Origin of the sequence: Longimicrobium sp. (assembly GCA_036377595.1) — a bacterium.
In the GTDB taxonomy this organism is placed as follows: Bacteria; Gemmatimonadota; Gemmatimonadetes; order Longimicrobiales; family Longimicrobiaceae; genus Longimicrobium.
This window is the reverse complement of the sequence record DASUYB010000104.1, coordinates 54,723-80,353: the sequence shown is the minus strand read 5'-3', so window position 1 is coordinate 80,353 and position 25,631 is coordinate 54,723. Positions and strand designations below refer to the sequence as shown.

At 69.0% G+C, this 25,631-nt stretch carries 23 protein-coding genes; 13 read left to right on the top strand and 10 right to left on the bottom strand.

The annotated features are described in order from the left end of the window. Nucleotides 1–204 precede the first annotated feature (204 nt). The 3 genes from VF092_17345 to VF092_17335 are packed head-to-tail and all read left to right on the top strand — an operon-like array spanning nucleotide 205 to nucleotide 2,384. On the top strand, nucleotides 205–900 hold the full coding sequence (locus tag VF092_17345; GenBank protein HEX6749068.1) for an HNH endonuclease: 696 nt from the start codon (nucleotides 205–207) through the stop codon (nucleotides 898–900). 36 nt (nucleotides 901–936) lie between these two features. Continuing rightward, entirely contained in the window at nucleotides 937–1,575 is a 639-nt protein-coding gene (locus VF092_17340) for a hypothetical protein (GenBank protein HEX6749067.1), read from the top strand. Further along, nucleotides 1,572–2,384, top strand: a complete 813-nt coding sequence (locus VF092_17335) for an HNH endonuclease (protein HEX6749066.1) — start codon at nucleotides 1,572–1,574, stop codon at nucleotides 2,382–2,384. Before VF092_17340 ends, VF092_17335 begins: the two co-directional genes overlap by 4 nt. A gap of 18 nt (nucleotides 2,385–2,402) precedes the next feature. Here the strand turns inward: VF092_17335 and VF092_17330 are convergent, their stop codons facing one another. Genes VF092_17330 through VF092_17320 form a run of 3 tightly spaced genes read right to left on the bottom strand, consistent with a single transcriptional unit; the run spans nucleotide 2,403 to nucleotide 5,799 of the window. After that, on the bottom strand, nucleotides 2,403–3,464 hold the full coding sequence (locus VF092_17330; GenBank protein HEX6749065.1) for a hypothetical protein: 1,062 nt from the start codon (nucleotides 3,462–3,464) through the stop codon (nucleotides 2,403–2,405). An 11-nt stretch (nucleotides 3,465–3,475) separates the two neighbouring features. Further along, on the bottom strand, nucleotides 3,476–5,326 hold the full coding sequence (locus VF092_17325) for a relaxase/mobilization nuclease domain-containing protein (protein ID HEX6749064.1): 1,851 nt from the start codon (nucleotides 5,324–5,326) through the stop codon (nucleotides 3,476–3,478). Beyond that, complete coding sequence (locus VF092_17320) at nucleotides 5,323–5,799, bottom strand: hypothetical protein (GenBank protein HEX6749063.1); 477 nt, start codon at nucleotides 5,797–5,799, stop codon at nucleotides 5,323–5,325. Before VF092_17320 ends, VF092_17325 begins: the two co-directional genes overlap by 4 nt. A 427-nt stretch (nucleotides 5,800–6,226) precedes the next feature. On the opposite strand from VF092_17320, the gene VF092_17315 reads away from it, so the two are divergent. After that, nucleotides 6,227–7,435 carry a hypothetical protein gene (locus VF092_17315; protein ID HEX6749062.1) on the top strand — a complete coding sequence of 403 codons (1,209 nt, stop codon included), beginning with the start codon at nucleotides 6,227–6,229 and terminating at the stop codon, nucleotides 7,433–7,435. A gap of 32 nt (nucleotides 7,436–7,467) precedes the next feature. Here the strand turns inward: VF092_17315 and VF092_17310 are convergent, their stop codons facing one another. After that, nucleotides 7,468–7,722 carry a hypothetical protein gene (locus VF092_17310; GenBank protein HEX6749061.1) on the bottom strand — a complete coding sequence of 85 codons (255 nt, stop codon included), beginning with the start codon at nucleotides 7,720–7,722 and terminating at the stop codon, nucleotides 7,468–7,470. A 372-nt stretch (nucleotides 7,723–8,094) separates the two neighbouring features. Here VF092_17310 and VF092_17305 point away from each other — a divergent pair, with 372 nt between their 5' ends. The 5 genes from VF092_17305 to VF092_17285 all read left to right on the top strand — a co-directional run bounded on the left by VF092_17305 (nucleotide 8,095) and on the right by VF092_17285 (nucleotide 14,132). Next, complete coding sequence (locus VF092_17305; protein HEX6749060.1) at nucleotides 8,095–8,523, top strand: hypothetical protein; 429 nt, start codon at nucleotides 8,095–8,097, stop codon at nucleotides 8,521–8,523. A 255-nt stretch (nucleotides 8,524–8,778) separates the two neighbouring features. After that, nucleotides 8,779–9,078, top strand: coding sequence for a hypothetical protein (locus VF092_17300; GenBank protein ID HEX6749059.1), 300 nt, complete (start codon nucleotides 8,779–8,781; stop codon nucleotides 9,076–9,078). Nucleotides 9,079–9,636: 558 nt separating this feature from the next. Continuing rightward, nucleotides 9,637–10,200 (top strand): hypothetical protein, encoded by a 564-nt coding sequence (locus VF092_17295; protein ID HEX6749058.1) that lies wholly within the window; start codon nucleotides 9,637–9,639, stop codon nucleotides 10,198–10,200. A gap of 186 nt (nucleotides 10,201–10,386) precedes the next feature. After that, complete coding sequence (locus tag VF092_17290; protein ID HEX6749057.1) at nucleotides 10,387–10,932, top strand: hypothetical protein; 546 nt, start codon at nucleotides 10,387–10,389, stop codon at nucleotides 10,930–10,932. 326 nt (nucleotides 10,933–11,258) lie between these two features. Then, nucleotides 11,259–14,132: an insulinase family protein gene (locus tag VF092_17285; protein ID HEX6749056.1), complete on the top strand. Its 2,874-nt coding sequence runs from the start codon at nucleotides 11,259–11,261 to the stop codon at nucleotides 14,130–14,132. A 278-nt stretch (nucleotides 14,133–14,410) separates the two neighbouring features. On the opposite strand, the gene VF092_17280 is transcribed toward VF092_17285, so the two are convergent. After that, entirely contained in the window at nucleotides 14,411–15,733 is a 1,323-nt protein-coding gene (locus tag VF092_17280) for a thymidine phosphorylase (protein ID HEX6749055.1), read from the bottom strand. Beyond that, the gene (locus tag VF092_17275) at nucleotides 15,730–16,176 is read right to left on the bottom strand and encodes a cytidine deaminase (GenBank protein HEX6749054.1); all 447 of its coding nucleotides are present in this window, start codon (nucleotides 16,174–16,176) and stop codon (nucleotides 15,730–15,732) included. The genes VF092_17280 and VF092_17275 overlap by 4 nt, the downstream gene beginning before the upstream one ends. Nucleotides 16,177–16,338: 162 nt before the next feature. On the opposite strand from VF092_17275, the gene VF092_17270 reads away from it, so the two are divergent. Continuing rightward, complete coding sequence (locus VF092_17270; protein HEX6749053.1) at nucleotides 16,339–17,871, top strand: serine hydrolase; 1,533 nt, start codon at nucleotides 16,339–16,341, stop codon at nucleotides 17,869–17,871. 312 nt (nucleotides 17,872–18,183) lie between these two features. Here the strand turns inward: VF092_17270 and VF092_17265 are convergent, their stop codons facing one another. The 3 genes from VF092_17265 to VF092_17255 form a co-directional block, all read right to left on the bottom strand. Then, nucleotides 18,184–20,382, bottom strand: a complete 2,199-nt coding sequence (locus VF092_17265) for a hypothetical protein (GenBank protein ID HEX6749052.1) — start codon at nucleotides 20,380–20,382, stop codon at nucleotides 18,184–18,186. Nucleotides 20,383–21,000: 618 nt separating this feature from the next. Next, entirely contained in the window at nucleotides 21,001–21,792 is a 792-nt protein-coding gene (locus VF092_17260; GenBank protein HEX6749051.1) for a PhzF family phenazine biosynthesis protein, read from the bottom strand. Between the two features lie 105 nt (nucleotides 21,793–21,897). Beyond that, a complete protein-coding gene (locus VF092_17255; GenBank protein HEX6749050.1) occupies nucleotides 21,898–22,221 on the bottom strand; it encodes a hypothetical protein in 324 nt (107 codons plus the stop codon). A 209-nt stretch (nucleotides 22,222–22,430) separates the two neighbouring features. On the opposite strand from VF092_17255, the gene ispG reads away from it, so the two are divergent. The 3 genes from ispG (at nucleotide 22,431) to VF092_17240 (ending at nucleotide 24,462) form a co-directional block, all read left to right on the top strand. After that, complete coding sequence (gene ispG, locus VF092_17250; protein HEX6749049.1) at nucleotides 22,431–23,681, top strand: flavodoxin-dependent (E)-4-hydroxy-3-methylbut-2-enyl-diphosphate synthase; 1,251 nt, start codon at nucleotides 22,431–22,433, stop codon at nucleotides 23,679–23,681. Nucleotides 23,682–23,794: 113 nt separating this feature from the next. After that, entirely contained in the window at nucleotides 23,795–24,073 is a 279-nt protein-coding gene (locus VF092_17245; GenBank protein ID HEX6749048.1) for a hypothetical protein, read from the top strand. Beyond that, nucleotides 24,061–24,462 (top strand): PIN domain-containing protein, encoded by a 402-nt coding sequence (locus VF092_17240; GenBank protein HEX6749047.1) that lies wholly within the window; start codon nucleotides 24,061–24,063, stop codon nucleotides 24,460–24,462. The genes VF092_17245 and VF092_17240 overlap by 13 nt, the downstream gene beginning before the upstream one ends. A 101-nt stretch (nucleotides 24,463–24,563) precedes the next feature. Here VF092_17240 and VF092_17235 read toward each other — a convergent pair whose 3' ends face one another. Continuing rightward, on the bottom strand, nucleotides 24,564–25,445 hold the full coding sequence (locus VF092_17235; GenBank protein ID HEX6749046.1) for a hypothetical protein: 882 nt from the start codon (nucleotides 25,443–25,445) through the stop codon (nucleotides 24,564–24,566). Nucleotides 25,446–25,631 lie beyond the last annotated feature (186 nt).

The window sequence follows — 25,631 nt, the reverse complement described above, 5'->3', positions numbered from 1 at the left end:
CGGCGTTGTTTGCCGCCCTACTGCGCGCGAAGCCCGGCCCCCGCGCAGCGGGGGACACGCCCGCGAATGGCTTTTCAGTTTCGCCAGTACGATCCGTCGGCGCTCTCCCTCGCGTCTATTCGGAACCTACGCTAGCTTTAGACGCCAATGGAAAAGTTTGTGCGGCCCCCCCCTTTCACGCATCAGTAAACCTCCGGGAGCCACATGGCACGGAATGACAATCAGATTCCTCGTCGGACTGCCAAGCTGGTTTTCCAGCAGTGCGACAGCCGCTGTGCGTTCTGTGGGGACCAAGAAATCAGCGTGTTAGACATTCATCACATCATTCCGCGCCGAGACGGAGGGTCCAATGATTTGGAAAACCTTCTCGTCGCGTGTAAGAATTGTCATGCACGGGTAGAAACGGGGGAGATCAGCGCCGATCAGGTGAATCGAAGAAAACGAATTCTTGTTAGCGGTCTGCGTCTGCATGGCGGAAGCGGTTCGTCAACAATTCAGATTAACGCTCCGGTCACATCCAGTATTGTCGCCCAAAATGTTCATCTACACTCACCCAAGAAGGCCAGCGTCCGTGTTGCACCTGCTCCCGGTACAATCGGCGCACGACCGGAGATGAAGAATTATGTCGACCATCTTATCACCCGCTATCATAAGATGCGCGAGGCGGATGCGAGTTATGGTCGAACGGCGCCACTGAAGTACGGTTTGATTCACGTAAGCATCCAGCGAAAGTTCGGGGCAAAGACGTTTTTTCTTCCCGAGTCCCTCTTTGAGGATCTCGCAACTTACTTGCAAGAGCGAATCGACAGCACCATTCAAGGGCGAGTGAATAGGCGGAATTCCGAGCAGAACTATTCGGAATTCAGCGACTATTTGAGAAAGTATGGTCACGCGAAGTAAACTACCGAAGAAAACTCACTTCACGGGGAACGAAACGTGATTACCGAAATCACCGACGACGGGCCGACGCGCCTACTGGTACTCCATCCCGAATCGTCGCAGGAGCGAGATAGACTACTCGAAACGCTGAAATATCCGGTGCCGCTCAATCCAGAGGACATGCGGGATCACGGGCGACTCTCCCTAGCTGACTACGAGGTGCAACCCGAAGGTGGGCGCGCCGCATTCGGGTATGTTGCACTAGAGTTTCAGGAGTCCCCCAGGACGAGCGGTTTTGACCCGGACCGGCACCTCCGACCTATGCGGGTCCCATCCGGTGAATTGCTCTCTCCCGATGATTTGCGTGGGCTGTGGCGTTTCACACCCTCGGCAGGGAGTCGGGTGCTGCCGTTTGAACTGGAAATAGAAGGCATATCGGCCGGGACCGTCGATACCGAAGCATTTGGAGTGATTACCGGGAAATGGCGGATCGGCGCATCACAGACACAGGTCGGAATCACAGGGTCGGCTGACGGTCGCACCGCTGTGTTTTCGTTCAGCTTATACCGTGAACTGGACGTTCGACTTGTAGGGATGTTCACCAGCCGGAGTACGGCAATCGCGACGTATCAGGCACGAAGTGACGACGGCTTTCTAATCGGCCAAGTAGAGGGCCTTCGCGTTCCTCCTACGTGAGAGAGCCAGTGTCCAGCACATGTATCTATTGTCGGCGGGACTCCACGGCTGCCCAAGGAGTTCCCCACGTGTTTCCGGAGGCATTTGTACAAAACCGTGTTGTCTTGCCTCTTGGAGCGGTTTGTGATGATTGCAACAACTATCTTGGAGTGGAATTGGACAGCGTGTTTGTCGCGCATCCAATACTCTCCGCCCTCGCGCAATTCCTGCGATTACCCGGAAAAAGTGGTAAGCTCCGGCAGCAGCTCGGGAACGTTGAACTCGACGCAAAGTTATCAGCCGATGAAGTGCCTCCGCGAACGATTACCATTCCGTGCGCAAAGCCAACAATTGTGATGCACCCCGACGGTTCGCGTACGGCCACGTTGCAACCGTTGATTGATCCTCGCTTTGATTTCCGAAGATTCAGGCGCGCGATCCACCACATCGCGTTCAACGCGTATGCGTTACAGTGCGGTTGCCCTGCCGCGCTGGACGCCCGCTTCGACGCGGTGCGCGATTATATACGGAAGCCAAAACCGAAAGAAGTATGGCCATTTGCGCAATATACGAACCTTGATATTGGCTTTAAGCGCGAGGTAACCATGCTGATTACGGCTGACGAGAAACAGGCCTTTGCAGGGATGGTGATCTGCGCCGGAATGGCATTCGGGGTTGACCTTCTCAATAGCGGGAACCTACGTGAGTGGATGACCGCAAAGTTCCCCCCATCTACTGAAATCGTTGGGGTAAATCACCACGTTCCACGTGCACAACGCCCACCGAAAAAGGGACCGAAGTACCGCTTCACGATTTACGTAGATGAGTGAAGCCGAATCCAGCCTGTGCTAACGACCGTGCGAATGGCGGACGCGCTCCTTTAGCTTTCGCTCTGTGTCGTATTCCAGATCGTTCGCAGTCGAGCGCGGTTGTTCTTGCGGCGCTTGTTTGATTGCAGCATCGGCCAAACTAGCGAGCGCGGGCGGGAGCATGGCATGCAGCGCGTGGCGGATGTGGCGCCGCTCGCGCTCGTTGTGGATGCTGCGCCACTGCATCCCGGCGAGCATCCGTGCAGCCGCCGCAACCTCCTCCGCCCCGGTGCGCGGCGGCTTCGACGCGAGCAACGCCGCATGCCGCTCGGATGCCTCGCGCTCCCTCGCCCCGGCCTCGCGGCCGGTCCGCCGCCGCGCGTGTGCCCGTGCGGCGGTTCCCAGCGCGTGCGCCAAGCTTCGGGCGCGCACACGTGCGTCGGTCGTGTCCTCCTCGATGATGAAGCCAAGCGCGCGCTTGCGCTCCACGAACAGGAGCGCGCCGAAGTGTTCGGGCACTTCGCGTATGACACGCTGCGCCTCCTCGAATCCGTAATCGCGCGCGTAGCACCAGATCGTGAGCGCCGCCGTGCGGGGCTGCTGGTACACGTCCGCCGCGTCTTCCAGCACGCCCGCCGCTGCTGCGCGCCAGTGCTCACGATCCTCCCGCGCGAAGCTCACGCGGGACTTGGCATCGGCCAGTTCGGTAAATGCGTCATACACGATGCTTTCGTGTGCGTGTGCCGCGTTCGCCGCACGGATCGCGGCGACCGCCTCCCGTAGCGTCTGCCGTGGACGGCTGGCGCGCAGCGCCCCGAACACGGCGACCGCATCCACCACAGCGCGGAGCTGGCCGGGATCGAGAGGTTCGCGCGGGACGCCGTAGCGTTCCGGCTGGACGAGGATCACACCCGCCGCGGCCTCGGGGTCGCGGTCGGCCGCGGCGCGGAGCGCGCGGCGGGCCGCGCGGGGATCGGCGTACACCCCCGCGAGTGCGCGGCGGAAGGTGCGTGCCCCGGCGGCGTATGCCAGCGCGGCCGGGGACGGCTTTCGGGGCTGGGGCGGCGCTGCGGCGCCCGGCTGGGTGTCGGTCTGCTGCATAGGTGGATTCCTTAGCGGGAGTGGCCGCGTTCGCGCTCGCGGTCGCGGCCCAGCGCCATGTCGCGGGCGAGCTCGCCGGCCTTCTTGACGAGCGCGCCGGCGGAAGTGGGGAGCATGGGGGCAACCTGCTGGACGAGCACGAGCGCAGCCTTGGCCGCGCCTGCGGCGAGCTGGCGCGCCGCCGCCTCGGCCATCAGCTCGGCGGCCTGCCGCACGCGGGCGGCAACGTCCACCGTGCGCGCGGCCTGCGTGAACGCCTGCCGTGCGGCGTCCGCCGCCGCGCGGGTCTGGCGCACGGCGCCCGCCGCCTCGGCTACCTGACCGGCGCGCGGCCGGGCCTCCACCCGCCGCGCCAGGTCGCGCACGGCGGCGGACAGCTCGGGCGTGCGCGCCTGCGCGGCGGTGTGGTCCAGCTCGCGCACCAGCCCGAACACGCGCGACCGCTCCACGCTGCGCAGCTCGCCGAAGCGCTCCGGCTGGTCGTGGACCGCGCGGGCGGCGGCGGCGTGGCCGTGGGACGCGGCATGGCGGTGCAGCTCGCGCAGCGCGCGCCCCGGATCGGCGTACACGTCGCCCGCCAGCTCGCGCACGCGGGCGAAGTCGTGCACGGCGGCGGCGCGCCGGGCGCGGAGCGCGTCGAGGGTGGACACGGCGCGCCGCGCCGCCTCGTCCGCTCGGCTCGCGCTGGCCTCGAGCCCGTGAACGCGGGCAGGCTCGCGCAGCAACGCGGCCGCCTCCTTGGCGGCGGTGCGGCTGCGGGCGGTGCGCTGGACGGCGTAGTCGTAGGCGTTGCCCGCCGCTCGGGCGGACTGCTCGGGGGTGCGTGCGGTGCGGAGCGCGCCGTATTGCGCGGGCTCCCAGCGAAGCGCCGCCGCAGCCTCGGCGGCGCCCCGGCTGTCCACCGCCCGCAGGAACGCGCGCCGCGCGTCCTGGGGGTGCGTGTAGGTCGCGCGGAGATCGCGGTCTAGCTGCCGGGCGGCGGCGCGGTAGCGCTCGCCCTGCGTGGTGGGTGTGCGCGGCAGCTCGGCCCCGCGCGGGGCGGGCTGGGCGGCGCGAGGCGCGCGTGCGTCCAGCACGCGCGCCGCCGCATCCTGACGCGCGCGATAATCGCTGTACGCGCCTAGCCTCTGCTCCAGCCGGTAGCGGGATGCCAGCGGGTGGACGTCGGACGCCTTCACCTCCTGCCGCCGGTCCGTCACCACCATCCCGCGCCCCTTCATCCGGAGCGCAAGGCCGTGCTCCGCAAGGCCGCGCTCAACTTCCGCCCACGACCCCGCGCGCTCCAAGTGCGGCCCCGCCTGTGCCCGCACACGCTCCGCGAACGCCGCATCCCCATGGGCGGCTCGCGCGGCGGGCGCTCGCTCTTGCCCCAGCTCAGGCACGCGGGCGAGCCGCCCCGGCACCACGCGCAAGCCCATCTCCACTTCGAGGCGGCGCAAGCTCGCCTCAACGCGCTTCTTGCTGAAGCTGTCCGCCCACGCGCGCCCCGTCTCCGGGTGCACGCGGTTGACGGCGAGATGAACGTGGGGATGCGCGGTGTCGCGGTGGGCGACGATGAGCGCTTGACGGTCCGCCAGCCCAAGGTCGCGGAGCACTTCGTCGGCCACGCGCCGCATCGCGGCGCGGTCTACCTCGTCGCCGGGGTCGAAGCTGATCGACAGGTGAAAGACGGGCTTCTGCGTCTGCACCGACTCCCGCGCAGTGGCCGCCATCAGCCGCGCGGCCACGTCGGGGCGCTCGGTCGGCAGGTTCCGGGTTTCGATCCAGTCCACCCGCTCGGGGTGGGCCCGGTCCTTCCCGGTTTCCAAGTAGCTCGCCAGCCCTTTGAAGCTCGTTCCGAGCTTGTTGACGTTGCCGATCACGCCGCCACCTCCCCGCGCACGGCCGCGTCCACGTGCGCCAGCGCGGTCAGCAGCTCGTCCGCCGGGGGAAGCTCCTCGGCCCCGTTGGCGCGGTGGGCCAGCGCGTTCAGCGCGGCGCCAGCGTCGATCAGCACGGCCAGCCCCTCGGCCGCGCCTGCGCCCGCCACGGCGGGCGCGGCTGCTATCGCGTTCTCCACCATACCGGCCGCGTCGGCGAGGAGCCCGGCGGCGGCCTCGTCGCCGTCCAGCTCGGCCACGCGGCCGAGCTGCCGCAGGTTGTTCAGCACCCGGCCAAGCTGCCGCACGCGCTCGTCCGCGCCACGCGAACGGCGCATTGCGGGCGGGTGCCCCAGCGCCGCCTCGCGCACGTAGCGCAGCGGCGGAACGCCGCGCGCCCGCGCCTCGGCCTCGACCTGGCACCACTCGTCGGGCGTCCAGCGGGTCGGCTTGCGGATGGTGCGGCGCGGGGGCATGGGCGGTCCTGCCGTTCCTTTGAGCGCAGCGAAAAGGCGAGCCGTGCGGAGGGGCCAGCGAGCGTAGCGAGCAAATAGGCCCCTCCGCACACTGCTCGCTCCGGGTGTTTCCATCCTACCGTCAGCCACACGCACGGGTTGCACTCGAAACAGCCGACTAACTTTCGCCCCATGTCTGCCTAATCCGCAGCTAACGCCGGTGCGGCCTCCACTGCGCCACTCGGTTGCTGCACCCGTAGGCGCCTCCAGTTCGGCGGCGCTCGTGGACGCCCGCCGTGGCGGCCTGCCGCCGTCCGCGCTATTCTGTCGCTTACTGTGCCCCACGTTGAGAATTGAGCGTTAGCCTCCCCACTCGATCATGGGCGAGAAGTCAAATGGAGTAGGGCGCCAGTCACGGCCACAGCGAATCCCGCCGAACCCGCCGCCATTGCCGGAATTGAACGTTCTCAAGGATCTTGAGAACGTGTTGGGGCTCGTGCTTTGGAAGGCTCTGCGGGACGTTCGCACCTGGGCGGAGGTGGACCCGGATAGCCGCCGCCGTCACTTCCGGCCCCCGTCCGATGAAGTCCGCGAACGGTACGCTTACGCCCGGCACGAAGCGCCTGAACTGGAGCAGCCGCTTGCAACCTTCGCCCTACTGGTTCAGGCGCCGGAAGCCGTAGACGCAAACCAGCTTGCGACTGCATGCGAGGCCGTCTACACGTGGGCGGAATCACGGGGGATGTTGCTGACGGCGCTCTACTTCGCCGAGGCAGCAGCGTACGCGCTGCCCGACGACGCTGCACGGGCGAACCAAGCCGCGCGAGCAGCCCGCCGCAACCTCATGCGCAACCGTGCGGCGAGCTGGCACATGCGCGCCTATCGCCTCGGCCAGCGTACGGGGAAGAAGCGCGAGGTGGTGTGGGCGTTACTCGGCTACGGGGCCATGATGCGAGACGCAGGCAACTTCGAAGAAGCTCGTCGTTTCATCGAACGGGCGGCACGTCGGGCGGTTGGCCTGCGAAAGCGGAAGGAAGCCGGGATGGCGTATCACGACCTGTACGTGATCGCCGTTGAACAGGAGCGGTACGCGCTTGCGATCAAGCACGCGCGCAGTGCCTTTTATCGCTACCCGGTTCGGAACCCGAGCATCCCCCGGCTGGCGCATGATCTGGCTTTCCTGTTCATCCGGTTACGCCACTTCGCGGCCGCAATCGCGATCATCACGCGAGCAATTCCCCTCATGCTGCAACCCGTCGAGCGGGCCCTTGCTTGGTCCTCTCTGGCGTGGGCTGCGGGCGGCGCGGGACTGCGGGATCGCTTCCACGACGCCGAAAGAACCACGCTCCAGCTTGTACCCGATCATCCCGACTTCGCCCCGGCGATCTTCATCCACCTTGCGGAAGGTGCGCGCACTCTGTCTGACTGGCCGCGTGCTCTCCGGTACGCGGAAGCGGCACGGGCCAGCGCTCGCACCACGAAAAGCCCTGCGTTGGAACGCGAAGCGGCGGAGTTGGCATCGAGCATCGACGCTCGACAGCCAGCACCGCCGCAAGCAACTCCCGAACCCGAGATTGAATCGCTGACCGCGCTAGTCCTGGACCGCTTGGAGCGGTGGAAGCCCCCGCGCAAATCGCCCGGCCCAGGCGGCGGATAAAGCAATCACCCGTAGCCCGTCCGGATAAGCTGTCACGCGCCGGAGCCCAGCATGTGGCCACCGCGCCCGGTCGTATCACCTGCCGCTGCCGCGTCCATCGTGGCGGCGGTAGTCGCGCTGGTAGTATCGACGAACGCCCCGGAGCCGAGCATGTGGCCGCCATCGAACAGCGGTCCGACCGGAGCGGAGTTCCGCGCCTCCGGGCGGGCGCTGACAGGGTTTTCGACACACGCGCCGACGCACACGCACGCGAGGGCAGGAATGAGGATTCTCCGGGGATCGAGCATGAGCCACCATCCGTGTTTGAGGGGAGGAACCGATATGAACTGACAACGGAACCCGCCCGGCCAATTTAGGAGTGCCATCCCGTTCCCGCCACGAACGACGACGCGTTGTGAAACGTCAATTTCGCGTCTCTTCCCTTACGCCGTTTACCGCGTAAACGTTGGTGCATGACACCGGAACTCAGACCCGCAGAGCATCCCGCTCCGGCGCGCGTGGCCGCGCGCCACACCCTCGGAAGCGATCCGGACGGCGCGGGCGCACCTGTCCGGTTAAGTGGCGAGCCGCCCGCAGAGCGGGAGCTTCCACCGCCGGAACTGGCGCGGCCCGTCTGGTGGCTTGCAGCGCAACAAAGCTCGGCTTCGTGGTCAGGAACCTTGGAGGCGCCCAAGCTCGTCGCGCGCATCGTCGCCCAAGTGGATGGGATGTGGTCGGTAATAGATGAATTGGAAGCGCTCTACACTGCTGTGCCGCGCCGACCATCACACGAAAGAGACCTATTCACACACTTCCTCTCGTTCGTAGAACGGGATCTCGTGGGGCTGTTTGTTGATCTGGTGCGGCAAGTTGGGCTGGTGCTGTCCAGCGGCGGCGATCTCTCATGGGATCCCGCCGGGTTTGATGGTGAGGGAGAGCGTTTCGCCCGCAACTTGGACATAATGCGGTTGGCAGCCTCAGACCCCGTTATCCCTGAATCCGTCCGATCGGTTGTGCAGCGGTCCGCCCGCCATCTTTCCGAGTCTTTCCCCGATTTTGCCGCGCTCGTCGGCGCACTCGCGGCCCTCTGCCGCTTCCACAGGCACTGATTCCGCCACTCGTAGCCGTCCGCGTCTCTCGCGCCGCTCAGCTAACATGGTGGGCCGGTGCAGGGCTCGTTGCGGCTGTTGTCCGCATGCTCCGACCGGATGGAGAGCGGTTCGCCGAGAGTGGGGGCTTGATTGGGGGTCGTCTGGTGCTGAGGGCTCGGCTGTTCCAGCTACGTCCTGACGGTACACACCAGGGCTGGGCGATCCCTTCCTCCCGCGTTGAATGCAACTCTGGCTTTATGGCTGCGCCCTCCCATGACCCACGCACCACTTGACGGTTTTTCCGACGACGAACTGCTGCGCCGATGCATTGGTGAACCGGCAGACGACGACGGCGAAACGTTCCTAGCCATCTACACGCGTTGGCGTGAGCCGGTGAGGCGGGAGCTGGAAGATGCAGGGCTTGACCCTCATGAGGCGGAGAATCGCCTTGGGACGGTGTTCATTCGCGCCCTTGATCCGGACGAGCGAATACCTGCCACCGTTCCGCTACATGAGCGTCTAAAGCGCTTCGCGCGGGAAGTGGCATCGGACCCCGACTGGACGCCGTATTGAGACGCATAAGGAAGAATCAGGCTTTAGCCGCCACGCCCGAAGATGCGCTTCCGCCTGAGCCTGTAAGCGTGCATGCGAAAAGGGATCGGGACAGACGCGCGGAAAGAGAGTGGTTGGACCGGTTGCTCCGCGAGTTGCCCCCGCTCGGCCGCGACGGTTTCTACGGATCGGGGCTGTAGCGTGAGTGGGGGCGCGGAACACGAGTCCGTGGAAACGTTACGCGCGGAGTTGGCGGCGCTCGCGCGTGAAATTGCGCGTGCTCTGCTGGAGCCGGGGAACGACGATGACGTGCGAGATCTCGACCTCCGCGCTGCCGCGCTTCGCAGGCGGATCACACAGGCAGAGCCTTGCGCACCCGACCCTCCGCTGGAGCCGTGGTGTTTGCGACGGACGCTGATCGTCAGCGGTGGGTGAACGCGAGAAGGTGCATCCGCAGACGGGGCAAGTCGGGGCACGCCCGAGAAAGCGCTACACCTTCGGCGGGCGAGCGGGGGGCTTGTCCCCCCCGAGCCCGCCGTTCCGATTTTGGAGCCACATTCACCGGAGCGACGAGATAGTATGGCGGAAGAACGGGAGCGCCTTCGCCGGGAGCTGGTTGGGGATATCGTGGCGGACATTCCGGAAGATGAGCGCGATAGCGCGCGGGCTGAGCTGCTGGCCGCCCTCGCGGGCATCTACCGCAAGCGCAGCATAGCGCCGCCGCCCTGGCTCGCGGAGGTGAATCCCGAGCCAGAAGATCCGGAGCATTTGGTTTTCATCCACGCCGTAGCGGTGACGGAAACCGTACGGTTCGCCATCCGTCGCGCGGCATGGGTTCACCCGCGCGGGATTGCGGGAGTAGCGCAGGACACCGGCGTCCCGATGGATGCGTTAAACGGGATCATCTCCAGCGTCGATATGGTTTCGCCGGAGACGTGGGAGCCATTGGCCGCGCTGTCCTACGCGCAGGGAGCAAAGGCACCGCATCCAAGCGTTGTCGGGCTTGGGCTCGCCGTCGCCGACCTTCCGGCCGAGCACCGGACAGCCGCGCGGGAAGCGCTCACGACGGCGTTGACGGAGTACCTACGGACGCACAGCGACACGCTCCCCGGCTGGCTACAGGACGAAGCGGTCCAGCCCTGAAAAACCAGCGCGGCGGGCGAGTGGGGGGCTTGTCCCCCCCGAGCCCGGCCCGCCTTTCCGATTTTTGGATTTTGGAGCCCGGTACGTTTATTATTCGTCCGCCCCGCTGTGCCCCGTATACAAAAAGCCAGATCCCCCCCAAGCCTCAGAAAGACCAAGCCGAAGATGCCGGAGACATTGAAATCTGTGGACGAGCTCCTTGCGCCCGACAGCAGAAGCGTAGGCGCACTTTTGAATACGGAAACGGGAGAAACGCGGCCGGTTACCCTAGAGGACTTCCATCGATACGCTACCCGCGTCCAACTCAACGACGCCGTGCCCGAGCAAATCCGCGAACACTTTATCACGGCACTTCATCTTGGCGTCTATTCGTGGTTCGTCTACCGTTTCACGATGCTGAGCCAGCAACAGGCGTACGCAACTCTTGAATGGGCTTTGCGGGAGCGTCTGGTCAGGAGCAGAAAGCGTCGGCCCTCATTCGCGGAACTCCTTACAGAGGCCCTTGACACGGGCCTTCTTAAAGGACGCTTGTTCAAACAGTGGACGTTGATCGGCGGGGACCCAACTGACGACCAAGCTGCGGATGCATGGCTCCGCGATGTGGCCGAGATGGTACGGACCTTTAGGAACGAGCTTGCACACGGCTCGTGGCAACTCGTCCCAATGCATTGGACCGTTCTGCATATAGTGGCCGACGCCGTAAACCAGTTGTATCCGGGCGAAGAGAATTAGAAGCTTGTTTGCGACACTCCGCCACGGGCTGGCGAAGCGGGGGGCTTGTCTCCCCGAAGCCTGATGACGATTTTCCGGGCAGATTAGCCCCCGGATGATTGGAGCCCGCCGGGGATTCCGGCGGGCTCTGGCTGTCAGTTCTACTGTCAGTTACCCGCGCAAGCTGCTGGGTTCGGCGGCTCTGGACGTGCAGGTTGCGCGCGCACATCTAGGTTTTGCGCCGTTTCCGAGCATCTTGCTCCCGAATGGGCATTCAGGCTGAATCTGCCGCGAATTCATTCGCCCGGCAACGCCCGCGGACGAACCATCACCTGAAACGTAGCGCAGTGCGAATCATCACCCGGATCACCCCGATCTCCCGAATCCTTCCCGCCCTCGCTGCGGCGATGGTGCTGGCCGCGTCCACGGCTGACGCGCAGCGGACGACGACGGCGCCCGCACGGCCGCGCGCCGCCGCGGCGGACTCGCTGCTGCCGAACGACACCAGCGTGGTCGTCGGGCGGCTACCGAACGGGCTGACGTACTACGTGCGCCGCAATGCCGAGCCGCCGAAGCGCGCCGAGCTGCGGCTCGTGGTGAACGCCGGCTCCGTGCTCGAGGACCCGGACCAGCGCGGGCTGGCGCACGTGGTGGAGCACATGGCGTTCAACGGCACGCGCCGCTTCGCCGGGCAGGAGATCGTCAACTTCCTCGAGCGCGTGGGGATGCGCTTCGGGCCGGACGTGAACGCGTACACGGGGTTCGACGAGACCGTGTACATGCTCACCCTCCCCACCGACACCGCGGGCGTGCTGGAGCGCGGGCTGGACATCCTGGAGGACTGGGCCGGCGCCATCTCGTTCGACACCGCCGAGGTGCGCAAGGAGCGCGGCGTGGTGGTGGAGGAGTGGCGCCTGGGCCGCGGCGCCGGCGCGCGCATCCGCGACAAGCAGTTTCCCGTGCTCTTCGCCGGGAGCCGCTACGCCGAGCGCATCCCCATCGGCGACCCCGAGATCGTCCGCACCGCGCCGGTGGAGGCCGTCCGCCGCTTCTACGAGACGTGGTACCGGCCCGACCTGATGGCCGTGGTCGCCGTCGGCGACTTCGACCCCAAGCGCGTGGAGGCGATGATCCGCGAGCGCTTCGGCCGCCTCGCCGCGCGCCCGAACCCGCGGCCGCGGCAAGAGTTCGGCGTTCCTGGCCATGCCGACACGCGCTTCTCCGTGGTCACCGACCGCGAGGCGACCGGCTCGTCGGTCGACGTGGTGCGCACCGTGCCGTCGCGCATCCGCCGCACCGCGCGCCTTTACCGCGAGGGGATCGTGGAGTCGCTGTACGGGGCGATGCTTGACCAGCGCCTGACCGACATCACCCAGCGCCCCGACGCGCCCTTCCTGAACGTCAGCTCGTACCGCGGCTCGCTGCTGCGGCGGCTGGACGCCTACTTCCTGAGCGCGCAGGTGCCCGACGCCGGCGCGGAACGTGGCCTCGCCGCGCTGCTGGCGGAGTCCGGCCGCGCGGCGCGCTTCGGCTTCACCGCGCCGGAGCTGGCGCGCGCGCGCGCCGAGCTGCTGCGGCAGTGGGAGCAGATCTACGCGGAACGGACGAAGGAGACGTCGGGCGACTTCGCCGGGCGGTACGTGGGGCACTTCCTCTACGGCGGCCCGCTCCTCTCCACCACCACCGAGTACCGGCTGAACCGCGACCTGATGCCGGGGATCACCCTGGCCGAGGTCGATTCCGTCGCCCGTTCGGCGCTCGCGACGACGGACCGCAGCATCCTCGTCGTCGCCCCCGACACCACGCGGGTCCCCACCGAGCAGGCGCTGGCGGCGATCGCCGATTCCGTCGCGCGCGCGCCGCTGGCCGCGTACGCCGACACAGTCTCCGACGCGCCTCTGCTCGACCGCCTTCCCGCGCCGGGGCGCATCGTCTCCACCAGCAGGACCCCGGAGATCGGGGTGACGGAGTGGCGGCTGTCGAACGGCGTGCGCGTGGTGTTGAAGCCGACCGACTACAAGCAGGACGAGATGATCCTGGCCGGCCGCAGCCCGGGCGGGACGTCACTGATCCCCGACTCGCTCTTCCGTTACGCGCAGACGGCGGGCGCGGCGGTGGCGGTCGGCGGGGTGGGGCGATTGTCGGTGACGGACCTGTCGAAGCGGCTGGCGGGGAAGGCGGTGAGCGTGGGGACCGAGGTCGGCGCGCTGGGCGAGTCGGTGAGCGGCTACGCCAGCCCGCGCGACGCGGAGACGATGTTCCAGCTGGTCTGGCTGTACATGACGCAGCCGCGGCGGGATTCGGTCGCGTGGCAGGCGTATCTCCAGCGCGGGCGGGCGGCGCTGCGGGACCGCGGCGCCAGCCCCGAGAGCGCGTTCGGCGATACGCTGACGGCCCTTCTCAGCGGCCACCATCTCCGCGCGCGGCCCTTCACCTCGGCCACGTTCGACTCGCTGAGCCTGGACCGCTCGCTGGCCATCTACCGCGAGCGCTTCGCCGACGCGGGAGATTTCACCTTCTGGATCGTGGGCGCCTTCAACCCCGACTCCATCCGCCCGCTGGTGGAGCGCTACCTGGGCGGGCTGCCGTCGTCGGGACGGAAGGAGAACTTCCGCGACGTGGGGATGCGCGCGCCCGCCGGCGTGGTGCGCACCGAGGTGCGGCGCGGGATCGAGCCCCGGTCGCGCACGGCCATCGTGTTCAGCGGCCCGCTGCAGCAGTTCGACCGGCGCACGGTGTCGCTGCTGCGCACGCTGGGCGAGGCGCTGGAGATCCGCCTGCGCGAGCGGCTGCGCGAGGAGCTGAGCGGCACCTACGGCGTGGGCGTGAGCGGCGGCGCGGAGCGCGACCCGGTGCCGGAGTACCGCTTCTCGGTGGATTTCGGGGCGGCGCCGGAGCGGCTGGAGGAGCTCACCCGCGTGGTCTTCGCGGAGATCGACTCGGTGAAGGCAAGCGGCGTGCGCCCGGAGGACCTGCAGAAGGTGCGCGAGGCGCAGCGCCGCGAGCGCGAGGTCAGCATCCGCGACAACGGCTACTGGGCGGGCGCGCTGATGATCTACGACCAGTACGGCTGGGACCCGCGCCTGATCCCCGCCGTGCCGCTGTCGCAGACCCTCACCAGCGACGACCTGCGCGACGCGGCGCGGCGCTTCCTCGACACCGGCCGCTACGTGCGCGTCTCCCTCTACCCCGAGCAGACGCCGCCGCTGGGCTCGCAGTGATGCGTGCCCAGCGCTTGCTCGCACCGGGTAGATCCGACAATGCGAGTAAACTCGCGGCTACGAAGACACACAGTCCGCCTTCGCGGACTTCAACGGCGACAAGACGAGTGGCTGCGCATCGGCGATGCGCAGCCACTTTCCGTTGATGACTCACCGCCGCGTCCGCGCGGATGTGATGTCCGCGAAGGCGGACTGCGTGTAGTTGTAGCCGCGAGTTCACTCGCATACTCGACCGACATCCGAGCCGCCCAATCCAGGGCCGCGTCGGGAATCTTCTCCTACGCCCCGATCACCTCGTACGCGTCGGACGGGGCGGCGACGGGGTCGGGGGAGAGGACGAAGGCGGCGCGGAGGGCGTCGATCGCGCGCTGCGCATCGGCGTCGCCGCGGGCGTGGACGTCGGCCAGCGGCTGGCCGGGCTCCACGCGGTCGCCGATGCGCGCGCGCAGCACGATGCCGACGGCGGGGTCGATGGGATCGCCCTTCTTCCGCCGCCCCGCCCCCAGCGCCAGCGCCGCGTCGCCGATGGCGCGCGCGTCGGCCTCGGCCACCCAGCGCGCGCCCTCGCCCTCCACCTTCATCTCCATCACCACCGGCGCGGCGGGGAGGCGCGACGGGTCGTCGACCACGCGCGGGTCGCCGTGCTGCGCCTCGACCAGCGCCGCCAGCTTGCGCGCGCCGGCGCCCTCGTCGCGCAGGCGCGTGAGCGTCGCCCGCGCCTGGTCCGCATTCGACGCGAGGCCGGACATCAGCAGCTGGTGCGCGCCGAGCTCCAGCGCCAGCGCCCACAGGTCGTCGGGGCCGCCGCCGTTCAGCGTGTCGATGGCCTCGCGCACCTCCAGCGCGTTGCCGACCGCGCGCCCCAGCGGCTCGCGCATCGAGCTCAGTACGGCCCGCGTCGCGCGCCCCGCGCCCTCGCCGATGCGGACAAGCGTGCGGGCCAGCGTGCGCGCCTCGCCGAGCGTGGTCATGAACGCGCCCGATCCCCACTTCACGTCGAGCACGATCGAGCGCGCGCCGCCGGCCAGCTTCTTGGACATGATGCTGCTGGCGATCAGCGGCACCGAATCGACCGTGGCGGTCACGTCGCGCAGCGCGTACAGCTTGCCGTCGGCGGGAACGAGCTGGGGAGACTGGCCGACGAGCGCGGCGCCGATGCGCTCCACCTGGCGGCGCATCTCGTCCAGCGGGATCTCCACGCGGAAGCCGGGGATGGCCTCGAGCTTGTCGAGCGTGCCGCCGGTGTGGCCCAGCCCGCGCCCGCTCATCTTCACGAACGCCGCGCCGGCCGCCGCCATCAGCGGGACGAGGACGATGCTGGTCTTGTCGCCCACGCCGCCGGTGCTGTGCTTGTCGACGGTCGGCCGGCCGATCCCCTCCCACTCCAGCTCGCGGCCGCTGGCCACCATCGCCCGCGTCATGGCCAGCGTCTCGGCCTCCGTCATCCCCCGCCAGCAGACGGCCATCAGCCACGCCGACACCTGGTAGTCGGCCACCTCGCCGGCCACGTAGCGGTCCAGCAGCCACGCGATCTCGTCGGCCGCCAGCTCGCCGCCGTTCTTCTTCCGCTCGATCAGCGGCACCACGCCGGGCGTGCTCACACCGGCGTCCCCTGCACGGGCAGCCGCGCGGCGTCGAACGCGCCGGGAAGGAGCTCGCGGACGGAGTACATGCGCACGCCGGCACCGTCGGGCATCACCAGCACCATGTCGGGGGTGAACTCGAACAGCACCTGGCGGCAGGCGCCGCACGGGCTGCACTCCACCGTGTCCTCGGGCCCGATCACGGCGATGGCGGCGAAGTCGCGCACGCCCTCGCTCACCGCCTTCCCCACGGCCACGCGCTCGGCGCAGTTGCACAAGCCGTACGACGCGTTCTCCACGTTCACGCCGGTGAACACGCGCCCGTCGGCGGCCAGCAGCGCCGCGCCGACGGGGAACTTGCTGTAGGGCGCGTATGCGTTCCCGCGCGCCTCGCGCGCGCGGTCCAGCAGGTCGCGCGCGGCAGCGGCGTCCAGCGCGGGCGTGCGGTTCTCTTCGCTCAAACCACGTCCAACGTTCAGGTTGATGATAAGGGGCGGGAAGAATACACCGGACGGTGGGAGATGTCACCCTCCGCCCCGCATCCCCCGCTGTTGCCGATCCCATGCGGTCCCTAGCTTGTCCCCGTCCCGCGATTCGATCACGATCTCCATCTCAGAATCACCATGAACCACCACCGTCGACCCCTCTCCATCCGCCTGCTCGCGATCCTCGCCGCCGCGCTCGCGTGGGCGTTGCCGCTGCGCGCGCAGGCGGCGGACCCGCTGCGCGGGCTGGACGCGTACATCGAGCAGGCCATGCGCGACTGGGAGGTGCCCGGCCTGGCCGTGGCCATCGTGCGCCACGACAGCGTGATCTACGCGAAGGGCTTCGGCGTGCGCGAGCTCGGCAAGCCCGAGCGGGTGGACGAGAACACCGTCTTCGCCGTCGCATCCAACACCAAGGCGGTGACAGCGACCGCGCTGGGGCTTCTGGTGGGGGAAGGGAAGCTGCGGTGGAGCGACCGCGCGACGCAGTATCTCCCGTACTTCCAGCTGCACGACCCGTGGGCCACGCGCGAGCTGACCGTGCGCGACCTGCTGGGCCACCGCGCGGGCTACGCCACCTGGCAGGGCGACCTGCTGTGGTACGGGTCCGACCGCTCCACGCGCGACGTGCTGGCCGCGTACCGCAACCTGGAGCCCGTCACCAGCTTCCGCGGCGAGTACGGCTACAACAACGTGCTCTTCGTGGCCGCGGGCGAGATCATCCCCGCCGTCACGGGGACGAGCTGGGCGGACTTCCTGCGCGCGCGCCTCCTGCAGCCGCTGGGGATGACGCGCACCACGACCAGCATCTCCCAACTGCGGGGGATGGAGAACGTGGCGCGGCCGCACACGAAGATCGGCGGGCGCATCGTCACCGTGCCCTACCGCGATCTCGACAACGGGCCAGGCGCCGCCGCGCTGAACAGCAGCGTGCGCGACTGGGCGCAGTGGCTGCGGATGCAGCTGCGCAGCGGCGCGTACGGCGGCCGCCGCATCGTGGACTCCGCGGTGATCCTGCAGCTGCGCAACCCGCAGACGACGATCCCGATCGGCGCGGCCACGCGGCGCCTCTTCCCCAGCACGCACTTCGCGGCGTACGGGATGGGGTGGTTCCTGCGCGACTACTCCGGGAAGCTGCTGGTCTACCACAGCGGCGGGATGGACGGGATGCTGTCGTACACCGGCTTCGTCCCCGAGGCGGACTTCGGCGTGGCGATCTTCACCAACTACGACGAGCAGTCGCTGTACTCGGCGCTCTTCTGGGAGATCATCGACCGGATGCTGGGCAACCCGGAGCGTGACTGGAGCCGCGTGCAGCTCGGCCTGCGCCAGCCGCCGGCGGACCCCGAGGCCGGCCACGTCACCGGCACCCGCCCCACGCTGGCGCTGGATGGCTACGCGGGCACGTACCAGAACCCCGTGCTCGGCGAGGCGCGGGTGACGGCGGCGAACGGCGCGCTGCGGCTGCAGTTGGTGCACAACCCCGGCATCGGCGGCGAGCTGGCGCACTGGCAGTACGACACCTTCCGCGCCACGTGGCAGGACCGCTACCTGGCCACCAGCCTCGTCACCTTCACCGTGGACGCGAGCGGGAAGGCCGACTCGTTCCGCATGCAGGTCCGCCCCGACTTCGTGGACCCGCAGGAGTACGTCTTCCGCCGCGTGCGGTAAGATTCGAGCCGAGCCGGGGATGGGTCCTCACCCGAAAAAGCGAAGAGCCGTGACAAAACTGCCGTCACGGCTCTTCACTTTTTCGACCTCTCCCAAACCGATGGGAGAGGTAACTGCAACACTGCAACAACAACTTAGCGCACTCCGAAGCGGCAGCGGTCCAACTGCTCACCCTGCTGACTCTGCGTGATCCTCTGGCGATCTATTTTTCACACGGAGACACGGAGGAAAAAGAGAGGCACAGAGGACCGCGATTGGTTCTCTGTGCCTCTCTTTTTCCTCCGTGCCCTCTGTGTGAAATTCTTTTTGGATCTACAACGCCGCATCCATGTAGAGCTCGAGGCGCCACCCCTTCGGCTCGCGGAGCGCGCGCGCCAGGTCGACGCGGATGAGCCCGTCCAGCACGCTGGCGCCGGCGCCCACGGACCAGAGCGGGCGATCGAAGGAAACGGCGTCGCGCGCGCCGGCCCAGCCCACGTCGGAGAACACGGCGTAGCGGAACGCGCCGGAGCCGATCCCCAGCTCGCCGCGGCCGCGCCAGAACGCGGTGCCCGCCGCGCTGCTGCCGTCGTAGCCGCGCAGCGTGGCCGCGCCGCCCAGGCGCCAGAGCGACTGCACCGGCACGTCGCCGAAACTGGTGCCCGCCGCGCCCTCCAGCGCCACCGCGAGCCGGCCGAGCTCCGTGGCGCCGCGCAGCGTGAGCGAGGGCCGGGCGAAGCGGAAGGTGCCGGCCTCGGCGTCGAGCCCCAGCGCGGTGCCCCAGCGCACGCCCAGCACGTCGCGGTCGGCCCATGGCCGCAGGGTGAGCGCGGCGCCGAACTGGTCCGCGCGGTCGGCGCGGATGTTGGGGCGGAAGTCGAAGTCGGAGAACACGCCGCGCAGCGTGGCGTCGGTCTCGTTGTGCACCGGGCCCTGGTGCTCGGCGAACAGGCGCCACTCCACCCACTGCCGCACCGAGCGCGGCGGCGCGCCGCGCAGCTCCACGCCGGTGGCGCGGAAGTAGTCGCCGTTGTCGCGCCCCCACAGCAGCGCCGAGAGCGAGTTGCCGATCCCCAGCGGCCGCTCCTCCGGATTCGCCGCGGACAGGCGCCGGTACCCGGCCAGGCGCAGGCGCCGCTCGGCCGTCTCGCGCCGCACGCCGATCTCCACGTCTGGCTCGCCCGTGGCCGTGGCAATGCGCAGCGTGCCGTCGGCGGCGATGGGGCCGAAGTCGCCCGACTGGCGGACGCCGACGGACAGCCCCTCCACGCGGTTGTAGCGCATCAGCAGCGGCGCGCGCCGCCACGCCGGCGGCTGGAAGATCCACGGGTCGCTAGCCACGCGCCGCAGCTCGCCGGCCAGCTGGTCGGCCTCCTTGCCGGAGAGGAGCGGCGCGCCCTGCTCCAGCGGCGGCGGCAGGTCGGGGCTGCTGGCGAGCGTCGTGGTGTCGGCCGGCATCCGCACCTCCACCTCGCGGCAGACGCCCACCGCGCACAGGCACTCGCCGCCGTCGCGGCAGGCGGCGGGGGTGTCCGGCCGCTGCGCCCGCGGCGGCGCGGCGGCCAGCGCGCCCGGCGCCGCATCGCCCTCCACCGCGTACTGCGAGTAGCTGCGCTCGAAGCGGACGGGCACGGTCAGCGGCCCCGCGGTCATCGTGGCGTCGATCGCCGAGAGCGTGGGCATCCACCACTTCCCCTGCACCAGCCCGTATTCGGTGGTCACGTAGCGCACGTCGATGCGGATGTCCGGCAGCATCCCCATCCACCCGCTCCCGCCGCGGCGGCGCCGGCGCTGGGGCGTGCTGTCGCCGCCGATCTGCGCGCTCACGTTCACCTGGCGCCGCCCGGCGGAGTCGCGGCGGCTCTCCGTCCGCAGCTCCTCCATCAGCGAGTGCGACAGGCGCAGCAGCGTGCGGACGACGCCGTAGCTGCGGTCTTCCAGCCAGATCGACCCGCTCACAAGCGGCGCGTCCAGCCGGCGCGGCTCCACGCGCAGCTCGTACACGCGCACCGTCTCGCCGCCGCTGAGGCGCACGGTCAGCGTGTCGCCGGCGCGGAAGCGGTAGTCGCGCTCGCTTCCCTCGGCCAGCGGGTGACGGATCCAGGTCTCGCCGCCCAGCAGCCCCATGCGCATTCGGTCGTCCGCCGGGTCGAAGGCCAGGCTGCGCGCCTCGCCGCGCACGTCGTTGTCGTCGTCGTCCTCGTCGGCCACGTTGCGGGCGCGGGCGCCGACGATGTCGACGCTCACCGGCCCCTCGCGGCGCCAGTCGATGCGCGCCGCCAGCTCCTGCGAGGCCAGCATCCGCTCGCGCAGCGGGGTGCGCAGCCCGGCGGCCATCCGCTGCCGCGCCAGCGCCCGGTACGCGCGCACGCTCCGGTCGGTGGTGCGGCGATATTCTCGCGCGCGCCGCACCAGCTCGCGCGCCACGGCGTCGTCCTGGTAGGCGCTGGCGATGACGGACGCGGGGAGCGCGCGCGAGCTGTCGGCGGGCGCGCCGGTGAGCAGGAGCAGGGTTGCGGCTGTGGTGAGCATGATCGGAAACGGCTCGGGGGGATGACGGGACCGTCGCGGATGGACGTCGCCGCCGCACCATGGATCATCCGCGCCACGCGGGACGGATTTCGCGCCGGGATCGCATCTCCTTTCGCTGGATGGAGATGCGGATCACCGCGCGCGGGATCGGCGCTCGGCGGCGGTCGCCCTGCGTCCACGGATGCGGACGCCGCGTGTGTCACATTGTGCGGGCCTACGGAAGCGAGGCAGCGCAGGTTTCTGCAGAAGCAGCAAGCCCCGGCGGATCGATTCCGGCCGGGGCTCGTCCTTCGAACCTTAACCTGAAGACGTCATCCTGAGGGCGCCGCCGCCGAATGCCTGCGTCCGCACGAACGCTCGCGGCGCCCGAAGGATCTATCGCATCGGCGTGAACGCCCGTCGCGGTACCGAGCCGAAACACGGGGCAAGCATCCTCGCGTCTCCGCAAGTGTGTGCCGCAACAGGCTATAGATCCTTCGGCCTGCCGTCATCGTCCGCGACGAAAGTACGGTCTGACCGGCCTCAGGATGACGTTCTATCCGCGTTTCGTGCACGCCTGATCGCAAACGCCCCACTCACTCAGGACTTAGGACTTGGGACTTAGGACTTTCTTTCCCCTCAGTCCGCCAGCTCGCCGCGGAGGACGGTGACGGCGCGGCCGCCCAGGAGCACGCGATCGCCGGCGACGCGTACGCGCACGGTGCCGCCGCGGCGCGAGGCCTGGTAGCCGGTCAGCTCGCCGCGGCCGAGTCTGCGCGCCCAGTACGGTGCGAGAACGCAGTGCGCCGACCCCGTCACCGGGTCCTCGTCCAGCCCCGCCGCGGGCGCGAAGAAGCGCGACACGAAGTCGTATCCCCCGTCCGACGCGCGCGCGGTGACGATCACCCCGCGCGTCCGCACGCCGCGCAGCGCGCGGAGGTCCGGCTCCACCGCGCGCACTTCATCCTCCGATCCTACTTCCACCAGCACGTCTAATTGGCTGCGGCCCACGTACACCAGCGGAACGCCCAGCGCCTCGGCCAGCCCGGGGATCGGCTCCGACGCCTGCTCGGGCTGGGCGGGAAAGTCCATCCAGACCCACCCGTCGTCGCGGCGGCAGGTGAGGAGGCCGCTCTTCGTGTGGAAGCGCGCCTCGTCGCCCGGCGCCAGCGCGCCCGTCTCCCACAGCACGTGCGCGCTGGCCAGCGTGGCGTGCCCGCAGAGCGCCACCTCCACCGTCGGCGTGAACCAGCGCAGCCGGAACCCGCCGTCCTCCGGGTGCAGGAACGCCGTCGCGGAGAGGTTCATCTCCACTGCCACGTCCTGCATCCACGCCTCGTCGCGCGCGGCGGGCATCACGCACACCGCGGCGGGGTTGCCGCCGAACGGACGGTCGGCGAAGGCGTCGACCTGGAGGATCGGCTGGGGCATCTCGGGTGCGAAAGTGCGAAAGTGCGAAAGTGCGAAAGTGCGAAAGTGCGAAAGTGCGAAAGTGCGGGGAAGATACGCGCGTCCACGGTCGCCGGCATCACCTGGTCACGCTCCCCATCGCCCGATCACGTAGCCGATGACGGCGCCGCCGATCGCGCCGAGGACGAGGATCGGCGCGTAGGCCTTCGTGATCACCGCGTCCGCGGCGCTGACGAGGAGGCCGATCACCAGGCCGAGCGCCCACGGCGGGACGTTGCTCACCTGCGGCGCCCCGACGGCCATCCCGATCACCGCGCCGATGGCGAAGCGGTTCAGGAAGGCGCCGATCAGCGCCGCGCGCTTGTCCGGAAAGCTCAGCGGGATCATCGACGCCGCGGACAGCCCGCCGTAGACGATCCCGCACAGGACGCCGAGCCAGAGTCGTGACATGGGGGTAGGAGATCGGAGAGAGGAGAAGGAGAGATCGGGAGACGGCGATCACGATAATGCGCCACTTCGGACAAGCAACGATCCTGACGGCGCGCGCCCGATCTTCCTTCTCCGCCGATCGCGATCCGGCCGGCGGCGAATTGCCGTCTTCTCCGCATCTGCGTTAGATTTATGGCTTCCTGATCCACCGTTCAGTCCGTCTGAGACGCATGCAGCCGATCCAGCGAAGGCCGACCGTCACCACCTGGGTGGGCGACGTTCCCGTGGGGAGCGCGCACCCCGTGGTCGTGCAGTCGATGACCAATACAGACACCACCGACATCGAGGGCACCGTCCGCCAGGTGGCCGCGCTCTGGCGCGCCGGCAGCCAGATCGTGCGCGTGACGGTGAACAACGACGAGGCCGCGCGCGCCGTCCCCCACATCGTGGAGTTCCTGGCGCAGCGCGGCGTGCACGTGCCCATCGTGGGCGACTTCCACTACAACGGCCACCTCCTGCTGGCCAGGTACCCGGACTGCGCGGCGGCGCTGGCCAAGTACCGCATCAACCCCGGCAACGTGGGGGCGAAGCGGCACGACGAGAACTTCGCCGCCATCATCGAGAAGGCGCTGGAGTTCGGGAAGCCGGTGCGCATCGGCGTCAACTGGGGCTCGCTGGACCAGGCGCTGCTGACGGAGATGATGGACGCCAACGCGCGCCGTCCCGAGGCCGAGCGCGAGGACGCGAAGACGGTGATGATGCAGGCGATGGTGGAAAGCGCCATGCGCTCCGCCGCGCTGGCCGAGCGGCTGGGGCTGCCGCACGACCGCATCATCCTGTCGGCGAAAGTCTCCGGCGTGCAGGACCTGGTAGCCGTCTACGGGATGCTGGCGCCGCTTTCCGATTACCCGCTCCACCTCGGCCTGACCGAGGCGGGGATGGGGACGAAGGGGATCGTGGCCTCCACCGCGGGGCTGTCCATCCTCCTGCAGCAGGGGATCGGCGACACCATCCGCGTCTCCCTCACCCCGAAGCCGGGCGGCGACCGGACCGAGGAGGTGCACGTCGCGCAGCAGATCCTGCAGTCGCTGGAGATCCGCTCGTTCACGCCGCAGGTCACCAGCTGCCCCGGCTGCGGCCGGACCACGTCGACCTACTTCCAGAAGCTGGCCGAGGAGATCCAGGGCTACCTGCGCGACCAGATGCCCGTGTGGCGCGAGACGCACCCCGGCGTGGAGGAGATGAAGGTGGCGGTGATGGGGTGCGTGGTGAACGGCCCCGGCGAGTCGAAGCACGCGAACCTGGGGATCTCGCTCCCCGGCACCTTCGAGGAGCCCAAGGCGCCGGTGTACGTCGACGGCGAGCACGCCGTCACCCTCCGCGGCGACCACATCGCCGAGGAGTTCAAGCGCATCCTGGACGATTACGTCGAAAGCCACTACCCGGCGAGGCAGCGGGAGCCGGTCGCGGCGGGCGTGTAGCGCGCATCGAAGCCATATGCTGGAGAAAAGCCTCGGGCGCGGTCGAGCCCGAGGCTTTTTCAGTAGACATCAGAGCGAAAATCTGATATTCTGATTAGCGAGAGGAGGATCTGATGTCGAAGAGCGCTTCGGTCACGGACGTCGCCCGCAACTTCTCCGACTACATCAACCGCGTCGCGCATCGTGGCGAGCGGTTCGTGCTGATGCGTGGAGGAAAGGCGGTTGCCGAGCTTCGGCCCGTGCCCACGGGTCGGCGAGTCAGCGAGCTCGCGGAGATCTTTGCCTCGTTGCCACGGCTTGGCGCAGACGAGGCGGAAGCGTTCGGGAGGGATATCGACGCGGCTCGCGAGGAGCAGAATTCCGTTCCCGTACGGGATCCGTGGGAATCCTGATCGATACGAGCGTCTTCATCAGGGCCGAGCGTGCGGGGATCGAGGTGCTCGACCCCCTGCGCTCGAATCCCGACGATACCCTGCTCCTTTCCGTGATCACGGCGAGCGAGCTGCTGCACGGCGTATGGAGGGCGACGGACGCGGGCGTTCGGGCGAAGCGGAATGCGTTCGTCGAGGCGGTGTTTCGCGAATTCCCGATGGTCGACATAGACGTAGCCGTCGCGCGCGTCCATGCGCAGATCTGGGCGGAGCAGATGGCCACGGGGCGCATGATCGGCACGCACGACCTCTGGCTGGCAGCCACGTGCATCGCGCACGGTTTCCGGATCGCTACCGCGAACGTACGCGAGTTCGCGCGCATCGGGGGCCTCGAGGTCCAGGCCTTGTAGATGGATTTTGCACGTGCCGTGGAGAGGACCAGCATTGCGCCCCCGCCGGCTCGGCCGGCGGGGGCGCTCGCATCCACAATCTGCCGTCGCCGCGGCGTGCGTCAGTCGGCGCGGCGGCGGACGGTGACGGGGCCGTCGAGGCGGATGGTGGCCGTGGCGCCGGGGTCGACCACCGTGTCGACCGTGGCCGTCGCTCCCGCCGTGGCGGCACCGGCGGCGGCGCCGATCACCGCGCCGACCACCGCGCCGCGGCGGTTGCGGCCGATCACGCGCCCGATCACCGCGCCCGCGGCGGCCGGCGCGGCCACCTTGGCGATCCGCTCGCCCCGGCTGTCCAGGTTCACCTGCCGCGTCACCGGGTTCGTCACCACGCTGGCGTCGATCGGGTAGTGCTCGCCGGCATAGGAGACGGAGGTGAACGCCAGCCCCAGGTGCCCGCGCTCGGCGCTGGTGATCCGCCCCGTCACCGTGGCCCCGGCGGGGATGACCGTGCGGCCGAGGTCGTCCACCAGCGCGTCGGTGAGCGTTGCGGTGAAGGTGGAGCCCACGCCGTCCGTCCGCGCGCTCACCTGCCGGTCGAAGCTGACCGCGAAGGTCTGCCCCGCGGCCGCGGTGCGCGTGACGTACTGCGGCGCGGCGGGCGCGGGCGCCTCGGCCACCGGCGCCGGCTCGGGCTCGCGCTCGGGCGGCGGCGGGGGCCGGCGCGTCTGCCGCTGCGGCCGGGTGGGCGCCGCGGGCTCCGGCTCGGGCGCGGGCGCCGGCGGGGTGGCGGCGGGCGGCTCGGCGGTCACCGGCACGTCGGCGATCTGCGCGGGCGCGGCGGGCGTGTCGGGGCGCAGCGCGATGTCGAGGTCGCGCTCCAGCGCGCGCTGCTCGATCTTCTGGCGGTCGGAAGTGTCCTCTCCGCGACGGTCGCAGGCGACCAGAAGAGTGGACGCCGGCAGCGCGACGAGCGCCGCGGCGGCGAGGGTGCGGATCTGCATGAGGGGGCTCCTGAGTGGCGTGACGCCTTGAATCTGCGGGTGCCGGGGGGCTTCCGTCCAGCCTTCCGCCCTCGCGCTCCGCATCCCGTAGAGGGGGCAACGCCCGTGCCGACCCTCAGAGCGCTCTCCGGCACTCTCCCGCATCCCGCCGCCCGCCGCGGAAACAGGTGACGCGGAGACGCCCGC

Bases quoted from the DNA above. Each gene is read 5' to 3' on its own strand.
- VF092_17345 (HEX6749068.1), top strand. From the start codon at position 205: ATGGCACGGAATGACAATCAGATTCCTCGTCGGACTGCCAAGCTGGTT.
- VF092_17330 (HEX6749065.1), bottom strand. From the start codon at position 3,464: ATGCAGCAGACCGACACCCAGCCGGGCGCCGCAGCGCCGCCCCAGCCC.
- VF092_17320 (HEX6749063.1), bottom strand. From the start codon at position 5,799: ATGCCCCCGCGCCGCACCATCCGCAAGCCGACCCGCTGGACGCCCGAC.
- VF092_17310 (HEX6749061.1), bottom strand. From the start codon at position 7,722: ATGCTCGATCCCCGGAGAATCCTCATTCCTGCCCTCGCGTGCGTGTGC.
- VF092_17300 (HEX6749059.1), top strand. From the start codon at position 8,779: ATGACCCACGCACCACTTGACGGTTTTTCCGACGACGAACTGCTGCGC.
- VF092_17295 (HEX6749058.1), top strand. From the start codon at position 9,637: ATGGCGGAAGAACGGGAGCGCCTTCGCCGGGAGCTGGTTGGGGATATC.
- VF092_17270 (HEX6749053.1), top strand. From the start codon at position 16,339: ATGAACCACCACCGTCGACCCCTCTCCATCCGCCTGCTCGCGATCCTC.
- VF092_17265 (HEX6749052.1), bottom strand. From the start codon at position 20,382: ATGCTCACCACAGCCGCAACCCTGCTCCTGCTCACCGGCGCGCCCGCC.
- VF092_17260 (HEX6749051.1), bottom strand. From the start codon at position 21,792: ATGCCCCAGCCGATCCTCCAGGTCGACGCCTTCGCCGACCGTCCGTTC.
- VF092_17255 (HEX6749050.1), bottom strand. From the start codon at position 22,221: ATGTCACGACTCTGGCTCGGCGTCCTGTGCGGGATCGTCTACGGCGGG.
- ispG (HEX6749049.1), top strand. From the start codon at position 22,431: ATGCAGCCGATCCAGCGAAGGCCGACCGTCACCACCTGGGTGGGCGAC.
- VF092_17245 (HEX6749048.1), top strand. From the start codon at position 23,795: ATGTCGAAGAGCGCTTCGGTCACGGACGTCGCCCGCAACTTCTCCGAC.
- VF092_17235 (HEX6749046.1), bottom strand. From the start codon at position 25,445: ATGCAGATCCGCACCCTCGCCGCCGCGGCGCTCGTCGCGCTGCCGGCG.